The sequence below is a fragment of the Microbispora sp. ATCC PTA-5024 genome, assembly GCF_000511135.2.
Taxonomy (GTDB): domain Bacteria; phylum Actinomycetota; class Actinomycetes; order Streptosporangiales; family Streptosporangiaceae; genus Microbispora; species Microbispora corallina.
On sequence record NZ_KI866523.1, the window covers coordinates 843,538 to 865,035 of the forward strand.

General features: G+C 72.9%; 20 protein-coding genes, 1 tRNA gene and 1 riboswitch. Of the genes, 10 read left to right on the forward strand and 11 right to left on the reverse strand.

Features of this window, described 5'->3' with window-relative positions:
- The 6 genes from MPTA5024_RS39655 to MPTA5024_RS16480 form a co-directional block, all read right to left on the reverse strand.
- Positions 1 to 1,259: serine/threonine-protein kinase (locus tag MPTA5024_RS39655; RefSeq protein ID WP_442922049.1), on the reverse strand; the 1,259-nt coding region annotated here is incomplete at its 3' end.
- Positions 1,256 to 2,713 carry a peptidoglycan D,D-transpeptidase FtsI family protein gene (locus MPTA5024_RS16460; RefSeq protein WP_036324915.1) on the reverse strand — a complete coding sequence of 486 codons (1,458 nt, stop codon included), beginning with the start codon at positions 2,711 to 2,713 and terminating at the stop codon, positions 1,256 to 1,258. The genes MPTA5024_RS39655 and MPTA5024_RS16460, both read right to left, overlap by 4 nt.
- The gene (locus tag MPTA5024_RS16465) at positions 2,710 to 4,053 is read right to left on the reverse strand and encodes an FtsW/RodA/SpoVE family cell cycle protein (protein WP_036324916.1); all 1,344 of its coding nucleotides are present in this window, start codon (positions 4,051 to 4,053) and stop codon (positions 2,710 to 2,712) included. The genes MPTA5024_RS16460 and MPTA5024_RS16465 overlap by 4 nt, the downstream gene beginning before the upstream one ends.
- Positions 4,054 to 4,079: 26 nt before the next feature.
- Complete coding sequence (locus tag MPTA5024_RS16470; protein WP_036324917.1) at positions 4,080 to 5,354, reverse strand: Stp1/IreP family PP2C-type Ser/Thr phosphatase; 1,275 nt, start codon at positions 5,352 to 5,354, stop codon at positions 4,080 to 4,082.
- On the reverse strand, positions 5,351 to 5,815 hold the full coding sequence (locus MPTA5024_RS16475; RefSeq protein WP_036324918.1) for an FHA domain-containing protein FhaB/FipA: 465 nt from the start codon (positions 5,813 to 5,815) through the stop codon (positions 5,351 to 5,353). The genes MPTA5024_RS16470 and MPTA5024_RS16475 overlap by 4 nt, the downstream gene beginning before the upstream one ends.
- Positions 5,816 to 5,832: 17 nt before the next feature.
- A complete protein-coding gene (locus tag MPTA5024_RS16480; RefSeq protein WP_036324919.1) occupies positions 5,833 to 6,573 on the reverse strand; it encodes an FhaA domain-containing protein in 741 nt (246 codons plus the stop codon).
- 154 nt (positions 6,574 to 6,727) lie between these two features.
- Between MPTA5024_RS16480 and MPTA5024_RS16485 the strand changes: the two genes are divergently transcribed.
- Together MPTA5024_RS16485 and MPTA5024_RS16490 are read left to right on the forward strand one after the other, a co-directional pair.
- Positions 6,728 to 6,813, forward strand: a tRNA-Leu gene (locus MPTA5024_RS16485).
- 634 nt (positions 6,814 to 7,447) lie between these two features.
- Complete coding sequence (locus MPTA5024_RS16490; protein WP_036324920.1) at positions 7,448 to 8,638, forward strand: MFS transporter; 1,191 nt, start codon at positions 7,448 to 7,450, stop codon at positions 8,636 to 8,638.
- On the opposite strand, the gene MPTA5024_RS16495 is transcribed toward MPTA5024_RS16490, so the two are convergent.
- Both MPTA5024_RS16495 and MPTA5024_RS16500 read right to left on the reverse strand, forming a co-directional pair.
- The gene (locus tag MPTA5024_RS16495; RefSeq protein WP_036324922.1) at positions 8,604 to 9,608 is read right to left on the reverse strand and encodes a hemolysin family protein; all 1,005 of its coding nucleotides are present in this window, start codon (positions 9,606 to 9,608) and stop codon (positions 8,604 to 8,606) included. The genes MPTA5024_RS16490 and MPTA5024_RS16495 overlap by 35 nt on opposite strands.
- A gap of 46 nt (positions 9,609 to 9,654) precedes the next feature.
- Positions 9,655 to 11,088, reverse strand: a complete 1,434-nt coding sequence (locus tag MPTA5024_RS16500) for a hemolysin family protein (RefSeq protein WP_084369737.1) — start codon at positions 11,086 to 11,088, stop codon at positions 9,655 to 9,657.
- A 223-nt stretch (positions 11,089 to 11,311) separates the two neighbouring features.
- Here MPTA5024_RS16500 and MPTA5024_RS16505 point away from each other — a divergent pair, with 223 nt between their 5' ends.
- From MPTA5024_RS16505 to MPTA5024_RS16515, 3 genes are read left to right on the forward strand one after another with little or no spacing between them, the layout of a single operon-like run.
- A complete protein-coding gene (locus tag MPTA5024_RS16505; protein ID WP_232326493.1) occupies positions 11,312 to 12,610 on the forward strand; it encodes an LCP family protein in 1,299 nt (432 codons plus the stop codon).
- Between the two features lie 48 nt (positions 12,611 to 12,658).
- Positions 12,659 to 13,267: a TenA family protein gene (locus tag MPTA5024_RS16510; RefSeq protein ID WP_036324923.1), complete on the forward strand. Its 609-nt coding sequence runs from the start codon at positions 12,659 to 12,661 to the stop codon at positions 13,265 to 13,267.
- Positions 13,268 to 13,306: 39 nt separating this feature from the next.
- Positions 13,307 to 14,185, forward strand: coding sequence for an Fpg/Nei family DNA glycosylase (locus tag MPTA5024_RS16515; protein ID WP_036324925.1), 879 nt, complete (start codon positions 13,307 to 13,309; stop codon positions 14,183 to 14,185).
- Here MPTA5024_RS16515 and MPTA5024_RS16520 read toward each other — a convergent pair.
- A complete protein-coding gene (locus tag MPTA5024_RS16520; RefSeq protein WP_036324927.1) occupies positions 14,178 to 14,876 on the reverse strand; it encodes a histidine phosphatase family protein in 699 nt (232 codons plus the stop codon). The two genes, MPTA5024_RS16515 and MPTA5024_RS16520, sit on opposite strands and share 8 nt — an antisense overlap.
- Before the next feature lie 104 nt (positions 14,877 to 14,980).
- Between MPTA5024_RS16520 and MPTA5024_RS16525 the strand changes: the two genes are divergently transcribed.
- Both MPTA5024_RS16525 and MPTA5024_RS16530 read left to right on the forward strand, forming a co-directional pair.
- Positions 14,981 to 15,304: a rhodanese-like domain-containing protein gene (locus tag MPTA5024_RS16525; protein WP_036324929.1), complete on the forward strand. Its 324-nt coding sequence runs from the start codon at positions 14,981 to 14,983 to the stop codon at positions 15,302 to 15,304.
- Positions 15,305 to 15,332: 28 nt separating this feature from the next.
- Positions 15,333 to 15,455, forward strand: a riboswitch (TPP riboswitch).
- Entirely contained in the window at positions 15,446 to 16,780 is a 1,335-nt protein-coding gene (locus tag MPTA5024_RS16530; protein ID WP_036324930.1) for a purine-cytosine permease family protein, read from the forward strand. Its footprint overlaps the riboswitch before it by 10 nt.
- Here MPTA5024_RS16530 and MPTA5024_RS16535 read toward each other — a convergent pair.
- Positions 16,737 to 17,663, reverse strand: a complete 927-nt coding sequence (locus MPTA5024_RS16535; protein WP_036324932.1) for a DMT family transporter — start codon at positions 17,661 to 17,663, stop codon at positions 16,737 to 16,739. The genes MPTA5024_RS16530 and MPTA5024_RS16535 overlap by 44 nt on opposite strands.
- 81 nt (positions 17,664 to 17,744) lie before the next feature.
- Here MPTA5024_RS16535 and MPTA5024_RS16540 point away from each other — a divergent pair, with 81 nt between their 5' ends.
- A complete protein-coding gene (locus MPTA5024_RS16540) occupies positions 17,745 to 18,308 on the forward strand; it encodes a CGNR zinc finger domain-containing protein (protein ID WP_036324934.1) in 564 nt (187 codons plus the stop codon).
- Here the strand turns inward: MPTA5024_RS16540 and MPTA5024_RS16545 are convergent.
- Positions 18,301 to 18,864 (reverse strand): methylated-DNA--[protein]-cysteine S-methyltransferase, encoded by a 564-nt coding sequence (locus MPTA5024_RS16545; protein ID WP_036324935.1) that lies wholly within the window; start codon positions 18,862 to 18,864, stop codon positions 18,301 to 18,303. The genes MPTA5024_RS16540 and MPTA5024_RS16545 overlap by 8 nt on opposite strands.
- A 104-nt stretch (positions 18,865 to 18,968) precedes the next feature.
- Between MPTA5024_RS16545 and MPTA5024_RS16550 the strand changes: the two genes are divergently transcribed.
- A complete protein-coding gene (locus tag MPTA5024_RS16550; protein WP_051458251.1) occupies positions 18,969 to 20,855 on the forward strand; it encodes an ATP-binding protein in 1,887 nt (628 codons plus the stop codon).
- 132 nt (positions 20,856 to 20,987) lie between these two features.
- The gene (locus MPTA5024_RS16555; protein ID WP_332310617.1) at positions 20,988 to 21,440 is read left to right on the forward strand and encodes an ATP-binding protein; all 453 of its coding nucleotides are present in this window, start codon (positions 20,988 to 20,990) and stop codon (positions 21,438 to 21,440) included.
- Positions 21,441 to 21,498 lie beyond the last annotated feature (58 nt).

The window sequence follows — 21,498 nt, forward strand, 5'->3', positions numbered from 1 at the left end:
CGCCGGCCCGGCCGGCCCGGCCCCGTCGGCGCCGTGGAGGGCGCCGCGGGTCCCCGCGTCCCCCCTGCCTGCCGTCCCAGCCGCATCGTCTCGCCGGCCGCGCCGTACCCGGTCGCCCCGCCGCGTCCCGTTGCGCCGTAGCCGGTCGCTCCGCCCTGACCTGCACCGCTGTAGTCGTTCGCGCCGTAGCCGTTCGCGGAGCCCTGTCCCGTGGCGCCGTACCCGGTCGCCCCGCCCTGCCCCGCGCCGCCGGACGCCGCCGTGCCGTTCCGCGTCGCGCCGTACGTCCCGCCCTGAGCCGTCCCCGCCGCGGGCCGGCCGTACGGCGGGGTGGAGGCCCCGAAGGCGGCTCCGCCGAGGACGGCGGTGCCGCCCGCGCCCCGCGCGGCGGGGAAGCCGCCGGGGTCGGTGAGCGCGCCGAGGGCGGCCGTTCCCGGTGCCGCGAGCGCCTCCCGCAGCGCGGCCACCCAGTCGAGGAGCCGGGGCCCGGTCTCCGGCCGCGCCGAAGGGTCCTTGGCCAGCATGTCGAAAACGAGGTCCCGCACCGGAGCGGGAACGCCGTCCGGCAGCGGCGGCGGGACGTCGTTGAGGTGCCGCAGCGCCAGGGCCACGTGGTTGTCGGCCGTGAAGGGCGGCCGGCCGGCCAGGCACTCGAACGCGACGACCCCGAGCGAGTAGATGTCGGTCGCGGGCGTGAGCACGCTGCCGGACGCCTGCTCGGGGCTGACGTACTGGGCGGTGCCGAGCACCGTCCCCGTCTTGGTCAGCGGGGCCGCCTCCAGCGCCCGGGCGATGCCGAAATCGGTGATCTTCACCTGTCCGGCCTCGGTGACCAGCAGGTTGCCGGGCTTGATGTCGCGGTGGATGACGCCGGCCCGGTGCGCCGCGTACAGACCCCGGGCCGTCTGGTGGATCAGGTCGAGCGTGACGTCCGGCCCGAGCGCGCCGTTGCGGGTGAGGATCGCCGACAGCGGCTCGCCCGTCACGAGCTCCATCACCAGGTAGGCCAGGTCGTCGCTCTCGCCGTAGTCGAAGACCTGCGCGATCCCGGGGTCGGTCAGGGCCGCGGTGATCCGCGCCTCCGACCGGAAGCGGTCCCGGAACGCCGGGTCCGCGGCGACGTGGCGGCCCAGCAGCTTCACCGCGACGTCCCGGCCGAGCAGTTCGTCGGCGGCCCGCCACACCTCGCCCATCCCGCCCGCGGCGATGGGGGAGGTCAGCCGGTAGCGGCCGCCGAGAACCTGATGCGGCGAGGTCACTGCCCGAGCACCGCCTGCATCACGTCGTGCGCGATCGGCGCGGCGACGGCGCCGCCGGTCGCGTCGTTGCCGGCGCTGCCGGACTCGACGAAGACCGCCACCGCCACCTTCGGGTCCTCAACGGGGGCGAACGCGATGAACCAGGCGTGCGAGGGCTTGCCCGGCGAGGTCTCCGCCGTGCCGGTCTTGCCGGCCACCGTCATGCCGGGAAGCTGCGCGGCGGTGCCGGTGCCGTGCTGCACCACGTTGATCATCATCTTGGTCAGCTCGCCCGCCACCTCGGGGGAGACGGCCTCGCTGAGCTCCTCCGGCCGGGTGCCGTCGATCTCTGTGCCGTCCGGACCCATGATCTTGTTCACCAGGTACGGCTTCATGACCGTGCCCTGGTTGGCGATACCGGCCGCGACCATGGCCATCTGCAGCGGCGTCATCTGGTTGCTGCGCTGGCCGATCGAGGTCTGGGCCAGGGCGGCCTTGCCCTCGTCGGGGCCGATGCTGCTCGCCGCGACGCCGAGCGGGATCTCCAGCGGCACGCCGACCCCGAACTTCTGGGCCTGCTCCTTCATCTTGTCGTAGCCCAGGTCCATCCCGATCTTCGCGAACGGGGTGTTGCAGGAGACCGTCAGCGCCTCGACCATCGTGGCCCGGCCGCCGCAGGACTCGCCGTGGTAGTTGGGCAGGGAGATGGTCGTGCCCGGCAGCGGAAGCGAGTCGGGCGCGTCGACCTCGGTGTTCTCGTCACGCGAGGTGTCGTCGCTGAGGAACGCCGCCGAGGTCACGGTCTTGAACGTCGAGCCCGGCGCGTACGTCAGGTCGATGGCCCGGTCGAGCAGCGGCTTGTCCTGGTCCTTGTCGAGCTTGTTGTAGGCCTTGTTGACCTTCTCCTTGTTGGCCAGGGCCAGGGGGTTCGGGTCGTACGACGGCGCCGACGTCATGGTCAGGATCGCGCCCGTCTTTGGGTTCAGCGCCACGACCGCGCCGCGCTTGCCGGTGCTCGCGAGGTCCTTGTACGCGATCTCCTGGGCCTTCGTGTTCAGCGTGAGGTCGACGCTCGCGCCCTTGGCCGGCTTGCCGCTGACCAGGTCGACCGCGCGGCGGACGACCAGGTCGGGGTGGCTGCCGTCGAGGTAGCGGCCCTCCGCCCGCTCGATACCGCTGGAGCTCTCCGGGGCGAAGAAGCCCACGACGTGCGCGAACGCCTTGCCGAGGGGGTACTCCCTGGCGAACCGGAAGGTGGTGTCGCCCGTGTCCACCGTCTTGGCCAGCGTGGTCTTGCCGTCGTCGGCCGTGATCCAGCCGCGGTCGATGTTGTAGCGCGCGTAGAAGGCCCGCACGTTGCGCGAGTCGGTGCGCAGGTCCTCGGCCTTCACCGTCCCGAGGTAGGTCACGTTGGCCATGAGCAGCCCGAACATGAGCAGGCACGCCACCGAAACGCGCTTGAGCGGCCCGTTCATCGCTGCATCACCTGCGTCAGCCCCTCGTCCTGGATCGCCTGCGGCGGCGGCCTGCGGGCCGCGTCGGACATCCGTACGAGCAGGGCGATGAGCATCCAGTTGGCCAGCAGGGCCGACCCTCCGGCGGACATGAACGGCGTCACCAGACCGGTCAGCGGGATCAGCCGGGTCACGCCGCCGACGATGATGAACACCTGCCAGGCCAGGATGAACGACAGGCCGCCCGCCAGGAGCTTGGAGAACGGGTCGCGCGACGCCAGGGACGTGCGCAGCCCCCGCTGCACGATCAGGGCGTACACCATGAGGATCGCCATCAGGCCGGTGAGGCCCAGCTCCTCGCCGGTGGCGTCGAAGATGAAGTCGGAGAACGAGAAGGGGGTCAGGCCGGGGTGGCCCCGCCCGAGCCCGCTGCCGAGGATGCCGCCCGAGCCGATCGAGAACAGGCCCTGCATGAGCTGGTAGCTCGTCCCCGCGTCGTAGATCTTCGGGTCGTCGGCGTGCAGCCAGCCGGTGAAGCGGGCCTCCACGTGGCTGAAGACCTGGCCGGCCAGGAGGGCGCCGCCCACGAACAGCAGGACGCCGATGAGCACCCAGGACGTCCGCTGGGTGGCGATGTAGAGCATCGCGATGAACGCGCCGAACAGCAGCAGCGAGGTGCCGAGGTCCTTCTCGGCGACGAGGACGGCGATGCTGACGCCCCACGTGATGAGCACCGGGCCGAGGTCCCGGGCGCGGGGCAGGTCGATGAGCAGCAGCCGGCGGCCCGCCAGGGCCAGCACGTCGCGCTTGGCCACGAGGTAGCCGGCGAAGAAGACGACGAGGGCCAGCTTGGCGAACTCGCCGGGCTGCAGGGAGAACGGGCCGAGGTTCATCCAGATCCTGGCGCCGTAGTGCTCGCTGCCGACCACCGGCAGCACGGGCAGGACGAGCAGCACGACCCCGACGAAGCCGGCGGTGTAGGTGAAGCGCTGCAAGGCGCGGTGGTCCCTCAACGCGATCAGGGTCGCGGAGAACATCACGACGCCGAGCGCCGTCCACATGAGCTGGTTGGCGGCGGAGGCGTCCTTGATGCCGCCCTCCTCCAGCCGGTAGATCATCACCAGGCCGATGCCGTTGACCAGCGTCACGAGGGGAAGCAGAAGGGGGTCGGCCCACGGCGCGAACTTCGCCAGCACCAGGTAGGCCGCGAGCATCACGCCGCCGAGGCCGAGGCCGTAAACCAGCATCCCGGACGGGACCTTGTCCTTGAGCCCGAGTCCGACGCTGGCGTAGGCGCCCATTACGATCAGCACGGCGAAGGCCAGCATGCCGAGCTGGGCTCCACGCCGCTTCGCGGTCATCGGTACGGGCGTCACGTCGGCGGCACTCAATTGGCGGACCTCGTGGGGGTCGGCGTCGGGTGGGGATCGGGCGCGTTGGCCGACGATCCGCCGAACGTCCTGATCCGGCTGATCCCGGCCTGGAGGTCGTCGACCGCGATGCCGCTGCGGACCTGGTCCTGCTGCACCGCGGGCAGGGACGAGACGCGCGCGTGCTCGGTGTAGGCGACCTTCTTGAAGGACACCGGCCCGAACTGCGCGTCCACGCCCTGGAAGACGACGACCTCGTCGCCGCTCGCTCCTATGTAGTACTGGTTCTGGGTCCACTGATAGGCGAAATAGCCGCCGACCCCGAGCACGGCGGCGACGATCACCACCAGGGTGACGACCAGGGGCCAGGATCGTCGTCGCCTGGACCGCCGTGCGGAGGACGTGGTCTCCCGCACGGGCTCGTCGTCCAGGTCGTCGTCGACGATGACCGGCTGGGGCGCGGTGACCGTGGTCGCGCGCCCCGCCGGGGTGTCGGGGGGCGACGAGCGCGCCCGCCCCGATCCGGCCGCACCCACGACCGCCGCGGCCGAGACCGGCGGCTGGGCGTCGTCCACCTCGACCACGTCGGCGAGCACGCAGGTGATGTTGTCCGGACCGCCGCCCCGGTTGGCCAGGTCGATCAGCTGCCGGACGACGTCCTCGGGATCGTCGATCGTCGTCAGGGTGTGGTGCAGGGTCTCGGCGCTGACGACGGTGGACAGGCCGTCCGAGCACAGCAGGTACCGGTCGCCCACCTGGGCCTCCCGGTCCTGCAGGTCGGGGTCGACCTCTCCGCTGCCGTCGAGGGCGCGCAGCAGGATCGACCGCTGCGGGTGGTTGGCCGCCTCCTCCTGCGTGATGCGGCCGTCGTCCACGAGGGACTGCACCAGCGTGTGGTCGTGCGTGATCTGGTACAGCTCGCCGTTGCGCAGCAGGTACGCGCGGGAGTCGCCCACGTGGACCAGCGCGAAGCGCGGGCCGTTCCAGAGCATCGCGGTGAGGGTGGTGCCCATGCCCTTGAGGCTCGGGTCCCGGGCCACCATCGCGTGGAGCTGATGGTTGGCGTCCCGGACGGCCGCCTCGATGTCGCCGAGCAGGTCACCGCCGAATGCGTCCCTGTCGAGGGACGACAGCGCGGCGATGGCGACCGAGCTGGCCACCTCGCCGTGGGCATGCCCGCCCATGCCGTCGGCGACGGCGAGCAGGCGGCCGCTGGCGTACGCCGAGTCCTCGTTGCCTTCACGGAGGAGTCCGACGTCCGAGCGAGCGGCGTAGCGGAGTGCGATGGTCATTTGCGCAATTCGATGACGGTTTTGCCGATGCGGATCGGAACTCCGAGGGGCACCGGGGTCGGGCGGGTCACTTTCGAGCGTTCAAGGTACGTGCCGTTGGTGGAGCCGAGATCCTCCACGATCCACTGGCCGTCCTGAGGAAAGAGCCGGGCGTGCCGGCTCGAAGCGTAGTCGTCGCTGAGAACCAGCGTGGCGTCGTTCGCCCGGCCGATGGTGATTGGCGTCTCCGTGAGGTTGATGATGGTCCCTTGCAGGGGGCCACCTGTGACGATCAGCTGACGAGGCTCGCCCTTCTTGGGCTTTGCCGCCGGCCGGGCCTGCTTGACCGGCTTCCGCGCGGGCGCGGGAGCCGTCCGCGGCCCGAACAGGTCTGTCCGGATGACGCCGACCGCGGCGATCACGAAGAACCACAGCACCGCCAGGAAGGCGAGCCGGATCAGCAGCAGCGTTAGCTCGGACATGGACCGTTTGTCTACCTCTAATCGCGCCGGAACACCAGTGTCGTGCGGCCCAAGGTCACCCTTGTCCCGTCCTGCATGTCGACCCTGCGTACCGGCTGGCCGTTGACGAAGGTGCCGTTGGTGGATCCCAGGTCGACGAGCACCACCTGCTGCCCTTCGACCCGTAGCTCGGCATGATGCCGTGATACGCCCGGATCCACCAGCCGAAGATCACAATCAGTGCCCCTGCCGAGCAGGGTCACCGGTGTGGTCAGCTCGTAGGACCGCTGGCCCTGCGGGTCGTCCTGCGTCGACACGAGTAACCGCGGCCTGCCCTGGAACGCGCTCGGGCGGCTTGCGGGCAGGTCGCTCGCGGGCTGCCTGATCTCGTCCTGCTCGACCGTGGCTCCCCGGATGACGCCGGAACGGATCCGGAACAGGCCGACCGCCAGGTCCTCCGCGGTCTCGAAACGCACGCGCACAGGGCCGACGAACGAGTAGCCCTGCTCCTTCGCGTACTCCCTGGCCAGGTTCGCCAGCTCGTGGCTGATGCTGTCGGCGTACACCTCCAGCCGCTCGCTGTCCGTCGTCGACAGCTCCACCACGAAGTCGTTCGGCACGAGCGTGCGACCCTGGGCGACGATCGCTGCGCGCTCGTCCATCTCCCTCTGCACGGCGCTGGCAACCTCGACCGGCTGGAGATCGGACTTGAACGCTCGCGCGAAGGCCCCTTCAACCAACCCTTCGAGCCGCCGCTCGAAGCGCTGAAGGACTCCCACCGGATACCTCCCTTCCCCTCGTCCTGGTCGCGACCGCACCAGGGCTGAACCAGCTCCTCCGCGCCGTCGTTTAGAAGGATCGTATCCGGGTTCGGTAGCACGGGCGGTTACGTGCTAACCTTTCCAGGCACCCAGCGATGGGGGCACCCGTAAGGGGCAAGTGGCGGAATGGCAGACGCGCACGGTTCAGGTCCGTGTGTCCGAAAGGACGTGGGGGTTCAACTCCCCCCTTGCCCACCAGAAAGCGGCCTCGTGTGGTCGGAAGCGGAGCTTCCTTCCCGCGGGGCTTTCTGTTTGTGCCTGCCCAGGGGGACGACCCCCTGGAACCCCCGAGGGGGCGGCCTCGTGTGGTCGGAAGCGGAGCTTCCTTCCCGCGGGGCTTTCTGTTTGTGCCTGCCCAGGGGGACGACCCCCTGGAACCCCCGAGGGGGCGGCCTCGTGTGGTCGGAAGCGGAGCTTCCTTCCCGCGGGGCTTTCTGTTTGCGCCTGCCCAGGGGGACGACCCCCTGGAACCCCCGAGGGGGCGGCCTCGTGTGGTCGGAAGCGGAGCTTCCTTCCCGCGGGGCTTTCTGTTTGTGCCTGCCCAGGGGGACGACGGGAGCCGCGCGGTCATGCCCGCCGGGACGCTCTCGCGCACGTGACGGACTCTCCTTCCTCCGATGAGGCCTGCGGATGGCGGCCTTCCGGTGCGGCCGGGCCGGACGGCTCCGGCGCGCGCCCCCCTCCAAGCGCGCGCCTGACCCAATTCTCTCCAGCGGCCCTTTCAAACCACTTGCCCGGCGCTTGCACGCGTCCGCGGGCGCAGATTCAGCCTACGTCTCACGATGCGAAACAAATCATCTTGAATGGAGAGACGAGGCGTAGCGTTCCCCGCATGCGCCAACCGAATCGCTGGACCATGCTGAGCCTGGGCGTCGCCGCGCAGGGCTCGGGATGCGTGTTCATGTACGGCCTGCCGTTCCTGCTGCCCGCCCTCCAGGCCGAGTACGGCCTGTCCCTCGCCCAGGCGGGCGTCATCGTCGGGGCGCCCAGCGCGGGGATGCTCGTCACGCTCATCGCCTGGGGCTGGGTCGCCGACCGGTACGGCGAGCGGATCGCGATGGCCGGTGGCCTGGCCCTGGCCACGGCCTTCCTCGGCCTGGCCGCCTGGACGAGGAGCCCCGTCGCGCTCGCCGCGCTGCTGGGCCTCGCCGGGGCCGCGGGCGCCTCGGCGAACGCCGCGAGCGGGCGGGTGGTGCTCGGCTGGTTCCCCCAGGAGCGGCGCGGGGTCGCCATGGGGTGGCGGCAGACCGCCCAGCCGCTCGGCGTGGCCGTGGCGGGCGCGCTGACCCCGCCTGCCGTCCACGTGGGCGGCGTGCGGGGCGCGCTGCTCGTCATGGCGGTCGTCTGCCTCGTCACGACCGTCTGCGTCGCGCTCATGGTCGTCGACCCGCCCCGGCCCGGGGCGGCGGCCGGAGAGCGGTCCGCCTCGCCGTACGGCGACCCGGCGCTGTGGCGGGTGCACGGCGCGAGCATGCTGCTGGTCGTCCCCCAGTTCGCGACCGCGGCCTTCGCGCTGACCTACCTGGTGGCCGAGCGCCACTGGACGACCGCCGCGGCCGGCGCGGTCGTGGCGGTCGCCCAGTTCGCCGGGGCGGGCGGCCGGCTGCTGTGCGGCCGCTGGTCCGACCGCGCGGGCAGCCGGGTCGGGCCGATGCGCCGGCTGGCGCTGGTCAACGGCGCGGCCGCGCTGTGCCTCGCCGCGGCCGTCCAGGCCGGCGACTCCTTCGCGCCCGCCCTGCTGATCGCCGCGCTGGTGATCGCGATGAGCGGCAACGGCCTGGCGTTCACCGCGGTCTCCGAGCTGGCCGGGCAGGCGTGGGCCGGCCGGGCGATGGGCGCCCAGAACACGGCGCAGAACCTCGTCGCCGCGGCCACGCCGCCCGCGCTCGGAGCGCTGATCACGCACGCCGGGTACGGGACGGCGTTCGCCCTGGCCGGCGTGCTGGCGCTCGCCGCCTCGGCCACGACCCCGGCGCCCGGGGCGGCCGTCAGGCGGCCAGCAGTTCGCCGACCAGCGTCGTGAGGTCGATCACACCGATCGGCCTGCCGTTCTCGTCGGTCACGACGCCGAGCTGGGCGCGGGCCTCCTGCAGCGCGGTGACGGCGTCGGGCAGCGTGGTGGTCCGCGCCAGCCGGGGCGCGGGGGTGACCAGCTGCTCCGGCGGCCGTCCGGGCTCGACCAGGACGTCGCGGACGTGCAGCACGCCGGCCACGTCGTCGGGGGTGACCACGAGCATCCGGAGGCTCCCGGTGCGCGCCGCCGTCTCCCGCACGGTCCGTTCGCCGGCCCCGGCGGGGACGGACGGCGCCTCGCCGATCGGCAGCATGAGCCGCTCGACCGGCTGGGACTGCACCCGCAGCGCCCGTGTCAGCAAGTCGTGCTCGTCGCGGTCGAGCATGCCCATGCGGCCCGACTCGGCCACCAGCATGGCGAGCTGGCGGGGCGTCCTGGTGGAGCCCAGCTCGTCCCTCGGCCGTACGCCGCCCGCCCGGAGGACGGCGTTGGTCACGCCGTTCAGCAGGGCGAGCACCGGCCGGACGGCCCACGCGAAGCCCCGGAACGGCAGCGCGAGGCCGAGCGCGGCGCGCTCGGGGTGGGTGAGCGCCCACGACTTCGGCGCCATCTCGCCCACGACCATGTGCAGGAACGTCACGACGGCCAGCGCGACGACGTACGCCACGGGGGTGCGCACGGACTCCGGCAGCAGCACGAGCACGGGTTCGAGCAGGTGCTCGATGGCGGGCTCGGCGACCATGCCGAGGCCGAGCGAGCACAGCGTGATCCCGAGCTGGGCCCCCGCGAGCATGAGCGACAGCTCGCGGCCGCCGCGCACGGCGGCACGAGCCGCGATCTTGGTGAGTCGGCCGCCGGAGACGGCCTCCTCCTCCAGGCGGTGCCGGCGGGAGGACACCAGGGCGAACTCGGCGGCCACGAAGAAGCCGTTGGCGACCAGCAGGACGATCCCCAGAAGGACGGCGGGCAGGGCGCTCATGCCGCACCCGCCGTCACGGATCGGCCGGGGCCGCTGTCACCGGCGGTCACGCGGGCCTCCCCTGGAAGAGCGCGGAGAACAGCTCGGGCCCGTAGTCGGGGCCGGGGACGCGCACGCCGTGCTCCAGCCGCTCGTCGGCCGGCTCGGGCCGTACGACGGACAGCCGCACCCATTCGGGCACGCGGCGGCTCACGCTCCGCACCCGCAGGAGGGCCCGCCGGGCGTCGTCCTCGTCGTCGAACAGGCCGTTGTCCGGAACGATCTCGCTCAGCACCTCGTCGCCCGGCTCGGCCATCCGGCCGAGGGCGGCGAGCACGAGGCCGGCGACGGTCTCGTAGCCCTCGCTCTCCGGCAGCCGCACGCCGGTGGCCCGCTCGACCTCGTCGAGGCGGAGCGTGCCGGGCACGTCCCACGACCCGTCGGCGCGTCGGACCACGCCCAGCGGCTCGGGGTCGTTCTCGTCGACGAGCTCGCCGACCAGCTCCTCGGCCAGGTCCTCCATGGTGACGACGCCGGCCAGGCCGCCGTACTCGTCGATGACGCAGGCGAACGTCTCGCCCGCGGCGGTCATCCGCGACAGCAGCGTGGGCAGCGCCAGGGTGGCGGGGACGAGCAGCGGGGCGCGCGTCACGCCGCCGACGAGGCCGTCGGAGGGGGAGCCCGCGGCCAGGTACTCCGGCACGCCGCTGACCCCGATCACGTCGTCCGCGCCGGTCCCGAGCACGGGGTAGCGGGAGTGGCCGTGCACGCGCAGCGCGTCGAGGAGGTCGCCGACCGGCCACTCGGCCCGCAGCGACACGACCCGGGGCCGGGGGACCATGACGTCCTCGGCCGTGCGGTCGCCGAACTCGAGCGCCCGTTCCAGCAGCTCGGCCAGCCGGGGCGGCAGTTCGCCCGCCTCGGCCGACTCCCGCACGATGCGGGACAGCTCCTCGGGGGTGGCGCCGCTCTCGAGCTCCTCGATCGGCTCGATGCCGGTCAGGCGGAGCAGGCGGCTTGCCGCGGAGTCGAAGAGGCGGATGACGGGGCCGGCCGCCGACAGGTAGACCAGTGTGGGCCGGGCCAGCGCCTTGGCGACGGGCTCCGGCCGGGCGATGCCGAGGTTCTTGGGCGCGAGCTCGCCGAGGATCATCTGCACGACCGTGGCGATCGTGACGCCCAGGGCCACCGCGACGCCGGGGACGGCGCCCGCGGGGAGCCCGGCGGCCTCCAGCGGGCCGCGGATGACGTCCGCGATCGCGGGCTGGGCGATGAAGCCCACCAGCAGGGTGGTGACGGTGATCCCGAGCTGCGCGCCGGACAGCATGAACGACAGCCGCCCGGTGACGTCGAGGGCGCGGCGGGCGGCGTCGTCGCCCCGCGCGGCCTGCTCGCGCAGGACCCCGCGGTCGGCCGCCACGAAGGCGAACTCCTGGGCGACGAAGAAACCGGTGGCGAGGGTCAGGAGGAGAACGGCCAGCAGGCCGGAGACGGCGCTCATGAGGCGGCCGCCCTGAGTCGAGGCGATCCCGTGCCGAGGCACGGGCCGGTACTCCAGGGGTCCGGGACGGACACGACGTTCCTTTCGACTGGTGGTATACCACCGTAACGGCTCAGATCTCTCTTCTGTTTCCACGGCGTCGTCAGGAGGCGTCCACGAACGCGTACGCGTACGGTGTGGACGGCGACGTACCGTAAAGAGGGGGGCGGACGTCGCCCAAGCCGTGGCCATCACGCTGAGGAACTGGGGATACAACGTGGCCGACGACGACGAGGCGACCCGGGCGATCCGCCGTCCGCGCGAACCGCGGGCGGCCGCCGGGCAGCCGGCGTATCCCGTTCCCGGCGGGGCCGGGGACGGTCGTTCCGCACCGGGGGATCGGGGCTCCGCGGGAGCGGGCGGGGGCAGGGACAAGAGCGAGACCACGATCCCGCGGATCAGGTCCAAGGTGTACGGCAAGCCCCGCTCGGGCGAGACGCCCGTACGGCCGCTGGGCGGCGGGAGCGGCGGCGAGGACGACGACCTCCGCGAGGAGCCGGCCGGGTTCGGCGGGCGTGGCGGAGGCCGCAGGCCGCGGCGGATCGGGCGGCTGATCGTCAGGATCCTGGCCGTCGTGGTCGCCGTGCTGCTGGTCGCGTCCGTCGTCGGCTACTTCTGGATCGGCTCGCGGCTTCAATCGGTCGACGCGTTCACCGACTACAGCGGGCGGCCCGCGGCCACCCCGGGCGACGACTGGCTGCTGGTGGGGTCCGACAGCCGGGCCGGCCTGACGGCGGCGCAGCGCAGGAAGCTCGCCACCGGCAAGGCGGTCGGCAAGCGCACGGACACCATGATGCTGCTGCACATCCCGTCCAGCGGGCGGCCGACGCTGGTGAGCCTGCCCCGCGACTCGTACGTCCCGATCGAGGGCCACGGCAACGACAAGCTCAACGCGGCGTACGCCTTCGGCGGGCCCAAGCTGCTGACCAAGACCGTCGAGCGGGTGACGGGCATCCGGATCGACCACTACATGGAGATCGGCTTCGGCGGGTTCGTCGGCATCGTCGACGCGATCGGCGGGGTCAACATCTGCGTGAAGCAGGACATCAAGGACCACAAGGCCGGGATCAACCTGAAGAAGGGCTGCCAGGACATGGACGGCGGCACCGCGCTCGGCTACGTCCGGACCCGGGCCACCGGCGCGATCCCCGACTACGACCGCACCCAGCGGCAGCGGCAGTTCTTCGCCGCGGTCGTGCAGAAGGCGGCCAGCCCGGGCACGCTGCTCAACCCGTTCAGTTCGGTGCCGCTGGCGCTGAGCGCGGCCGACTCGGTCGCGGTCGACCCGGACACCGGCCTGTTCGACCTGCTGTCGGTCGGGCTGGCGATGCGCGGAGGCCCGGTCACCACCGCCGTGCCCGTCGGGTCGCTGCCCACCATCAACGGCGCGGCCGTGGTCAAGTGGGACACACAGAAGGCGCTGCGCCTGTTCGAGGCGCTCGCCCAGGACAAGCAGGTCCCCAAGGACGTCCTCACCAAGTAGCGGCCGGCTGGCGGCGCCCGTGCCCGTGCGCGGCACAATGGGCCTCTTGTGACGATCTCTCGGGAGCTGCACGCCATCGGGCGTCCCCTGCTCGACGCCCAGCTGGCCCATCCGACCGTCCGGGGCATCGCCGCGGGCGACCTGCCCGATGCGGTGTTCCGGTCGTGGCTGGAGCAGGACTACCTGTTCCTGCTCGACTACGTCCGGGTGTTCTCGCGGCTGGCCTGGCAGGCGCCCGACGGCCATCTGGGCGACCTCGTCGACCTCGCGTACGCGACCTGGCACGACGAGCTCGACCTGCACCGGTCGCTGGCGGCCGGGTTCGATGCCGACCTGGCGGGAGCGGTGAAGGGCCCGGCCTGCGCGGCGTACACGGCGTTCCTGCTGGAGTCGGCCGCCGACTACGGCGAGGGACTGGCCGCGCTCTACCCCTGCATGTGGGGATACTCCACGCTCGGCCGGATCCTGGCGCAGGACCCGCCCGCCGAGCCGCGCTACCGAGCCTGGGTGGAGACCTACGCCGACCCCGGGTTCGCGGCGCTCGCCGAGCGGATCGCCGCGATGATCGACGAGGCGCGACCCGACCCGGCGAGGGCCGCGGAGCTGTTCGCCGAGGGCATGCGGCACGAGCTGGCCTTCTGGGACGTCCCCGCGTAACGAGGCCGGGAACGGCCGGAGCCGGGTTACTGTGGGGGCATGCCGGAGCTGCCCGAGGTGGAGGCGCTCGCCGAGTTCCTGCGCGAGCGCGCCGTCGGCCACGCGGTCCTGGGTGTGGACGTGGTGGCCATCCAGGCCCTGAAGACCGTCGCCCCGCCCGTCACGGCCCTCGCCGGGCTGGAGGTGACCGGGGTCGCCCGCCACGGCAAGTTCCTCGACCTCGACTGCGACGGGCTGCACTTCGTCACCCACCTGGCGCGCGGCGGCTGGCTGCGCTGGCGGGAGGACCTGTCCGGAGCCAGGCCCGTCCGCCCCGGGAAGGGTCCTCTCGCGGTGCGGGTACGGCTGTCGCCCGGTGAGGACGACCGGGCGCCGGGCTTCGAGCTCACCGAGGCCGGGACGCAGAAGCGCCTGGCGGTGTACGTCGTGCGCGACCCCGCGGAGGTGCCGGGCGTCGCGAGCCTCGGCCCCGACCCGCTGTCGGAGACTTTCACCGTCGACGCGCTCAAGGCGATCGTGGGCGGCAACCGCACCCAGATCAAAGGCCTGCTGCGGGACCAGAAGGTGATCGCCGGCATCGGCAACGCCTACTCCGACGAGGTCCTCCACGTCGCCAGGATGTCGCCGTTCAAGATCGCCTCGTCGTTGACGGACGCGCAGGTGGCCGACCTGCACGAGGCGATCGTGACGACGCTGCGCGACGCCGTGGGCCGGGCGCGGGGCCTGGCCGCCAAAGACCTCAAGTCCGAGAAGAAGTCGGGCCTGCGCGTCCACGGCCGTACCGGCGAGAAGTGCGAGGTCTGCGGCGACACGATCCGGGAGGTGTCGTTCGCCGACTCCTCCCTCCAGTACTGCCCGACCTGCCAGACCGGCGGCAAGCCGCTGGCCGACCGCCGCCTGTCCAAGCTGCTCAAGTGACGATCTCCGGGGGCAGGTGGCCGGTGTCGCCGAAGGACACCAGGTCCATCCGCCCGCCCCGGCGCCGCCAGCGGGAGATCGAGCCGTTGGCCACCTGCCCGTAGCCGAAGATGCGCCCGACGTCGTCCGGCGTCCCGCCGCCGAGCACGTGGCGGATGAGCAGCACGACGGCGTCGTGCGCCACGACCAGCACCCGCCGGCCCGCCTCGGCCGTTCCGGCGTCGTCCAGCACCTCACGGATCCGGACCGATACGTCCGCGAACGACTCCCCGCCCGGCGGGCGGTAGAACGGCAGGCCGATCCGCTCCATCTCCCGCCGCTCGGCCGGGAAGCGCTCCTCGATGGCACGGGGCGTGAGAAGTTCGAACACGCCGAGGACCCGGTCGCGCAGGCGGTCGTCGACGCGCTCGGCGGGCAGCGGCCGTCCGGCCGCGCGCAGCCCCTCCCGCGCGATCTCCCAGGTGAGCCGGGCCCTCTGGTACGGCGAGCACCAGACCGACTGGGGCAGCGCGTCGTCAGGCAGGCCCGCGAGGAGGTGGCCGACCGCCGCCGCCTGCTCCCGGCCGCGCCCGGACAGGCCGATGTCGGCGTCCCGCCCGTCGATCCGTACGGCGAGGTCGTCGCGCACGGCGCGGGCCGAGGCGGCGTTGGCGGTGCTCTCCCCGTGCCGGACGGCGGTGATCTCCTCCATCCCTCGACGCTAGCCACCCGGCCGTCCGCCCGGCATACCCCTGAGGGGGAGCACCAGCTTGGAAGCCGGACCGAGCACGGGCGCCGGGGCGCGACAATGGGCCCATGACGATGCCGGAAATCGCCCCCGCCGCTGTGCCCAAGGGCGCCTACCTGCTGGACGTCCGCGAGATCGAGGAGTGGCGCGCGGGGCACGCGCCGGAGGCCGAGCACATCCCGCTGGGCGACCTGCAGCAGCGGGTCGACGAGGTGCCGGCCGACCGCCCGGTGTACGTGGTGTGCCGGGCCGGCGGGCGGTCGGCGCACGCCACGCTGTGGCTCAACCACGTCGGCAGGGACGCCGTGAACGTGGGCGGGGGCATGCAGTCGTGGGCCGCCGCCGGGCTGCCGATGGTCAGCGAGAGCGGGGAGCCCCCCTTCGTGGCGTAGGTAAACGGATGGCATAATCACGACGACATCCGAAAAGCGCGGGAGCTCGGGCGAGACCGGGCTGAGAGGGCGGATTCTCCGACGAGACGTGCCGCCGACCGCATGAACCTGTCCGGATAATGCCGGCGTAGGGAGCGTGTGATGACATCGGCCGTCGTCGACCCCGCCCGGGCGGAAGTGCCCCTGACCCTCGACGAGGAGGCCCCCCGCACCCTCGGGCTCCTCGACCAGAGCGCGTTCTGGGCCAACCTCGGGGTGAGCCTTCTCGGGTTCGCGGGGGCGTTGTTCCTGCTCGACCCGCTGGGCGGGCACCCGCTCCCGTTCGCCGGGGCCGTCCTGGCCGCCGTCGTGGGCAGCCTGATCGGCACGGCCATGGTGGGCCTGGCCGCGATCCCCGGCGTCCGCACCGGCCGACCGGCCATGGTCCTGCTGCGCGGGCTGTTCGGGGCCCGTCTGTCGTACGTCCCGACCGTGCTGAACATCGTGCAGATGATCGGCTGGGGGGCGTACGAGCTGTGGGTCGTCGCGAGCGGCGCGCGGGCCGTGTTCGGCGGTGCGGTGCCGGAGCGCGTGTGGGCCGTCGTGGCGGGGGCGGTGACGATCGCGCTCACGATCCGGCCGCTCGGGTCGGTGCGGCTGCTGCGCCGCTACGTGACGGCCGGCGTGGTGATCGCGATGGTCTGGCTGTCGGTCGCCCTGTTCGCCCGCGGTCCGTCGCTGGGCGGTGGCTCGTGGGACGCCTTCGCCCCGGCCGTCGACTACGTGATCGCGTTGTCGGTCTCGTGGGTGCCGATGGCGGCCGACTACGCCCGGCACTCCCGCACGAGCGGCTCGGCCTTCGCCGGCGTGGTGGGCGGCTACACGATCGCCCAGGTCGCCTGCCTGGCCCTCGGGATCGCGGCGCTGGCGCTCGTGGGCAACGACATGGACAAGGTCTGGGACCCGTTCGTGGCCGCGCCGCTCGGGGCGCTGTTCTTCGGCATCCTCGTGCTGCGCGAGGTCGACCAGTCGTTCGCCAACGTCTACTCGACGACGGTGTCGATCCAGAACCTGGCCCCCCGCGTCGACCGCCGGGTGATCTCCGTGGCGATCGGCGTCGTCACGACGGTGATCGCGCTGTTCGCCAATGTGAACTCCTACGGCGCGTTCCTCAACGTCATCGGGGCGGTCTTCGTGCCGATGTTCGCCGTGCTGGTGGTGGACTACTTCCTGCTCGGGGGCGCCTCCCGGTGGAACACGGCCGAGGACGCCCCCTCGCGGTGGTTCATGGTCGTGCCGTGGGTGCTCGGGTTCGCGGCCTACTGGGTCGTCACCGCGACCCCGACCGTGGGCTGGTGGGACGGGATCTGGGCGGACGTCCGGTCCGCCGTCGGGTTCGAGCGCCAGCCGTGGATGAACGCCGCCCTTGCCGCGTTCCTCGTGGCCGCCCTGCTCACGCTGCCGACCGCTCTCGGGAGACGCCGGCGGGCGGTCTGACCGCCGCGGGGTCCGCGTCGGCGCGGGGCGCCCGGGTGGCCAGGGCGACGCCGGCGCCGCTGACCACCAGGCCGGCGACCGCGAGCGGGCTCAGCGGCTGGTGGAGGAGCGCCCACGCCATGACGGCCGTGACGGACGGCGTGAGGAAGAACACGCTGCTCGCCCGGGCGGCCTGTGACCGGCGCAGCAGCAGGTAGAGCAGGGTGAACGCGCCGATCGAGTTCACCAGCGCGAGCCACAGCACGGCGCCCGTGAACGGCGCCCAGGCCGTGACCCGCGGATGTTCCAGGGTGACCGTGAGCAGGCCGACGACCGGAACGGCGGCGAGAAGCTGCACGGCCTGGCCGCTGCGCAGGTCCATCCGCGGGCAGAACCGCTTCTGGTAGAGCGTGCCGAGGCTGAGCCCGAGCAGCCCGGCACCGCAGAGCAGGACCGCGGCCCCCGCCGACGAGACACGCTCCGCCACGGCCAGCGTCACCCCGGCGGCCCCGAGCGCGAAGCCCGCCCACTGCCGCGCGCTCACCCGTTCACCGAGCAGCGGTACGGCCAGCAGCGCGGTGAGCACCGGATGGAGCCCCTGGACGAGCGCCGCGATCGCCCCGCTCACCCCGAGCGCCATCGCCGTGTAGATCGCGCCGAACTGCACGGCCTGCAGGAGCAGCCCGGCGACCACCACGTGCCCGAGGACCCGGCCGCGCGGCCAGGGGGCCCGCGCGGCCAGCGCGACCACGGCCAGCAGCACCCCGGCGAGCGCGAAGCGGGCCAGCGTCAGCAGCAGGGGCGGCGCCGCGCCGAGCCCGATCGACCCCGCGACGAACGCGCTGCTCCACAGGACGACGAACGCCCCCGGCACGGCCGCCTCCGCGACCCTTCTCCCCGTCATCCCGGCCTCCCGTAACCATCCAGAGTGGTTATCACGATGATGGAGCCGCCGATAACCTGTCAAGGCGGTTACGATGGAGGCATGTTCACGTTCTGGAGCGGCAACCTCGCGCTCGACTTCGCCGGCACGGTCGGCCACCGGGAGACCGAGCCGGTGGAGATGATCGGCACGCCCGATCTGCTCGCCGCGTGGGCCGTGGCCGCCGGGCTCCTGGACGAGCCCCCGGCCGTCGACGCCGAAGGTCGCGACCGGGCGGTACGGCTCCGGGAGGCGGTCTACCGCCTCGGTGTGGGCCCTCTGCGCGGGCGGGGGCCGGCGGAGGCCGACGTGGCCCTGGTGAACGCGCTCGCCGCCGGGTCCCCGGTGGTCCCCCGGCTCGTTCCGGACGGCGCCGGCCTGCGCGTCAGCCGTACGGGGGACCTGGACGCCGTCCTCGCCGCGATCGCACGGTCGGCGGCCGAGTTGTTCGGCGGGCCGGACGCCGCGCGGATCCGGCAGTGCGAGCGGACGGTCTGCACCCGCCTCTACGTGGACACCTCCCGCGGCGGCTCGCGCCGCTGGTGCGACATGCGCGAGTGCGGCAACCGGGAGAAGGCCGCCGCCTTCCGCTCCCGCCGGCGCGCCCCCGGCGGGCCGGTCAGGTGAGGGCGCCCTCGAGGCGGAGGAGGTGCTCCTTGGCGGCCGGTCCGCCGGCGTAGCCGCCGAGCACGCCGGGCGACTCCACCGCCCTGTGGCACGGGACGATGACGCAGACGGGGTTGGCGGTCAGGGCGTTGGCCACGGCGTGCAGCGCCTGCGGACGCCCGATCCGCCCAGCCAGGTCCCCATGTGTCGTGACGCTGCCGTACGGCACCGACAGCGTCATCTGCACCACGGTCCGGGCGAAGGCCGTGGCGAGCTGGAGGTCCACGGGCAGGGAGAACGCCCTGAGCCGGCCCTCGAAGTAGGCGTCCAGCTCCCGCCGCACGGGGTCGAGGCGGCGGGGGTCGGGGCCGATGAACGAGCCGATCGACCGGTACACCCGGGCGAAGACCGCGTGCTCGTCGTCGTAGCTGCAGGCGGCCACGCCGCGGGCGGTCACCGCGAGGACCAGACGGCCGACGGGGGTGTCGGTGGTGCCGAACGCCACGTCCGGCGGGGACTCGCCGACGTAGCCGGGGGCGGTCACCCGTAGCAGGGCTTCGAGGTCCCCTGTGGACATTGGCCGCCCCACTTCCTCTCACTGCGTGGTCGAAGCGTATCGGAGCCGCCGCGAGCCGGTGGAAAAGCCCAAGATCGGTTGGCGAAAGACGGCACGATGGGAACGTGGGTGACTCCAGTATCGACGAGGGGGACGAGGACGGCCTCGCCCGCGCCGTCGTCGCCAGCTCGCCGGACGCCGTCGTCGCCCTCGACCGCGACCTGACGGTGCTGACGTGGAACGGCGCGGCGGAACGGCTGTTCGGCTGGCCCGCCGCCGAGCTGCTCGGCAGGCGCGCGCCCATCGTCCCCGACGAGCTGATGGCCGAGCACAACGCGGTGCTGGAACGGGTGCGCAACGGCGGCACCGTCTCCCTGCGCACCAAACGGTTCGACCGCGACGGGCGGCTGCTCGACCTGCGCGTCGACACCAGCGCCCTGTGCTCGGAGAACGGCACGCTGCTCGGGTACGTCAGCGTCTACCACCCGGCCGAGGACGACGACGCCGCCCAGGGGCGGGCGGCCCGGCGGGCCCGGCTCGTCCGGCGGCTGACCGACGTCGTGGGGGACATCAACGCCGAGCTCGACCTGCCCGTCGTCCTGGACCGGATCGCCGCCAGCCTCGCCGAGCTGACCGGCGCCGACGCGGGCGGCTTCGTGTCGATCGAGGGGGACGAGCTGCGGCTGGTCGGGCTGCACGAGCTGCCCGAGGCCATGCGGGGCGTCACGGCGGGCCTGCACACCAGCCTCGTCGGCAAGCTGCTGCGCACCGGCAAGACCGTCCTGCTGGAGACCGGGCCCGACGGCTTCCAGGACCTGATCTGGGCGCGCCTGCCCGGGCTCCACACGATCGCCGTGGGGATCGCCGCCGTCGGCGGCCGTCCGTATGGAGCGCTCTACGCCCTGTTCGCCCGGCGCAAGGCCGGACATCTGGAGCTGGAGCTCCTCGAACTGCTCGCGGGCCACGCCGGCATCGCCGTGGGCAACGCGATGGCCTACCAGGACGCCGTACGGCAGCGGGCCCACGAGCGGGCCGTCTTCGACGCCAGCGCGGACGGCATCGCCGTGCTCGACGGCACGGGCTCCGTCGTCCGGTGGAACCCGGCCGCGGCCCGCCTCACCGGCGTGCCCGGGGAGAAGGCGGTCGGCGGGCCGCCGCCGTTCCCGCTGCCGGAGCCGGGGGAGAAGCTCACCATCCAGCTCCCGTCCGGCCGGTGGCTCGACGTCCTGCGCGCCGAGATCCGGGAGACGGGGGAGATCGTTGTCGACTTCCGCGACGTGACCAGGGCCAAGGAGCTGGAGGAGGCCAAGGACCTGTTCCTCGCCACCACCAGCCACGAGCTGCGCACGCCGATCACGATCGTCCGCGGCTTCGCCAGCACGCTCGACTCGCGCTGGGAGCACCTGTCGGACGAGGAGCGCAGGTCGGCTGTGCACACGATCGCCGAGCGGGCCCGCTCGCTCGGGCGGCTCATGGACCACCTGCTGCTCGGCGCGCGGGCGGGCGCCGACGAGCTCAAGGTCGAGGTGGAGGTGTTCGACCTGGCCGAGCGTGTCCGGGCGGCGACCCTCGGGCTGCCCGTCCTGTCCGCCCGGCACCGGGTCGAGGTGGACATCCCGCCCGACCTCCCACCCGTGTACGGCGACTCCCTGGCCACCGACATCCTCCTCGGCCAGCTCCTGGAGAACGCGTTCAAGTACTCCCCGGACGGCGGCCTGATCCGGGTCGAGGCCCGGCGGGAGGACGACAGCGTGGTCCTCGTCGTCGACGACGAGGGGATCGGCATCGCCCCCGCCGACCGGGAGCGGGTCTTCGAACGGTTCGTCCAGGCGGACAGCGGCGACCGGCGCAGGTTCGGCGGGGTCGGGCTCGGGCTCTACATCGTGCGCAGCCTCGCCCGGGCCCAGGGCGGCGACGTCTCCGCGCTCCCCCGGCCGGACGGCGGGACGCGCATGCGGGTCGTCCTGAAGGCCGCGGGCCTGCCCGCGTGGTCCGACACACCGGACCGGTAACGGTGTCACCACCCAAGAGCTGATCTATTGTCCATTGTGCACAAGCTGTGATCGGAGCACGGTTTCCCCGACGAGTGAACGGGGCATTTCGGTCGTGGAGCTGGACTCCGCGGGGGGAAGGGAATCGGGGAGGTGAGTGCGTCGAGCGTGGTGATGTTGCCGTACGCACCGTCGAGCGTCGCCGTCGCACGCCAGCGCCTCAGTGCCGAACTGGCAGCCGCGGGGCTGGTCTCCTCCTCCGTCGACGACGTCGTCCTCGTCCTGAGCGAACTGCTGAGCAACGCCCTGCGGCACGCGCATCCCCTGCCGTCCGGCCAGCTCAAGGTGGCCTGGATGTGCTCCGACAGCCAGATCGAGGTGGCCGTCAGCGACGGCGGCGCGCACACCGAGCCGAGGGCCGGCCGTCCCACGCTCTCCTCCCTGGGCGGGCGCGGGCTCGGCATCGTGGAGTACCTGGCCGAACGCTGGGGGGTCCGCCACGACGAGGAGGCCACCACGGTGTGGGCCGTCGTCGCCGCTTCCTGGCCCGCCCGAAACGGTCACAACGGCATGACCGCAACCCCGGCCCTCCGTGAGGTCGGCTGAGCGTCGACCCCGCCGGGCCGCCCGGGCGCGAGCGCCTCGGACGGCCGGTGCGACGACG

Excerpts from the sequence above, each read along its gene's own strand:
- MPTA5024_RS16535 (WP_036324932.1), bottom strand. The coding sequence starts at position 17,663 with ATGACGGGGAGAAGGGTCGCGGAGGCGGCCGTGCCGGGGGCGTTCGTC.
- MPTA5024_RS16470 (WP_036324917.1), bottom strand. The coding sequence starts at position 5,354 with ATGACCATCGCACTCCGCTACGCCGCTCGCTCGGACGTCGGACTCCTC.
- MPTA5024_RS16525 (WP_036324929.1), top strand. The coding sequence starts at position 14,981 with ATGACGATGCCGGAAATCGCCCCCGCCGCTGTGCCCAAGGGCGCCTAC.
- MPTA5024_RS16520 (WP_036324927.1), bottom strand. The coding sequence starts at position 14,876 with ATGGAGGAGATCACCGCCGTCCGGCACGGGGAGAGCACCGCCAACGCC.
- MPTA5024_RS16515 (WP_036324925.1), top strand. The coding sequence starts at position 13,307 with ATGCCGGAGCTGCCCGAGGTGGAGGCGCTCGCCGAGTTCCTGCGCGAG.
- MPTA5024_RS16475 (WP_036324918.1), bottom strand. The coding sequence starts at position 5,815 with ATGTCCGAGCTAACGCTGCTGCTGATCCGGCTCGCCTTCCTGGCGGTG.
- MPTA5024_RS16490 (WP_036324920.1), top strand. The coding sequence starts at position 7,448 with ATGCGCCAACCGAATCGCTGGACCATGCTGAGCCTGGGCGTCGCCGCG.
- MPTA5024_RS16465 (WP_036324916.1), bottom strand. The coding sequence starts at position 4,053 with ATGACCGCGAAGCGGCGTGGAGCCCAGCTCGGCATGCTGGCCTTCGCC.
- MPTA5024_RS16495 (WP_036324922.1), bottom strand. The coding sequence starts at position 9,608 with ATGAGCGCCCTGCCCGCCGTCCTTCTGGGGATCGTCCTGCTGGTCGCC.
- MPTA5024_RS16530 (WP_036324930.1), top strand. The coding sequence starts at position 15,446 with ATGACATCGGCCGTCGTCGACCCCGCCCGGGCGGAAGTGCCCCTGACC.
- MPTA5024_RS16500 (WP_084369737.1), bottom strand. The coding sequence starts at position 11,088 with ATGAGCGCCGTCTCCGGCCTGCTGGCCGTTCTCCTCCTGACCCTCGCC.
- MPTA5024_RS16460 (WP_036324915.1), bottom strand. The coding sequence starts at position 2,713 with ATGAACGGGCCGCTCAAGCGCGTTTCGGTGGCGTGCCTGCTCATGTTC.
- MPTA5024_RS16540 (WP_036324934.1), top strand. The coding sequence starts at position 17,745 with ATGTTCACGTTCTGGAGCGGCAACCTCGCGCTCGACTTCGCCGGCACG.
- MPTA5024_RS16545 (WP_036324935.1), bottom strand. The coding sequence starts at position 18,864 with ATGTCCACAGGGGACCTCGAAGCCCTGCTACGGGTGACCGCCCCCGGC.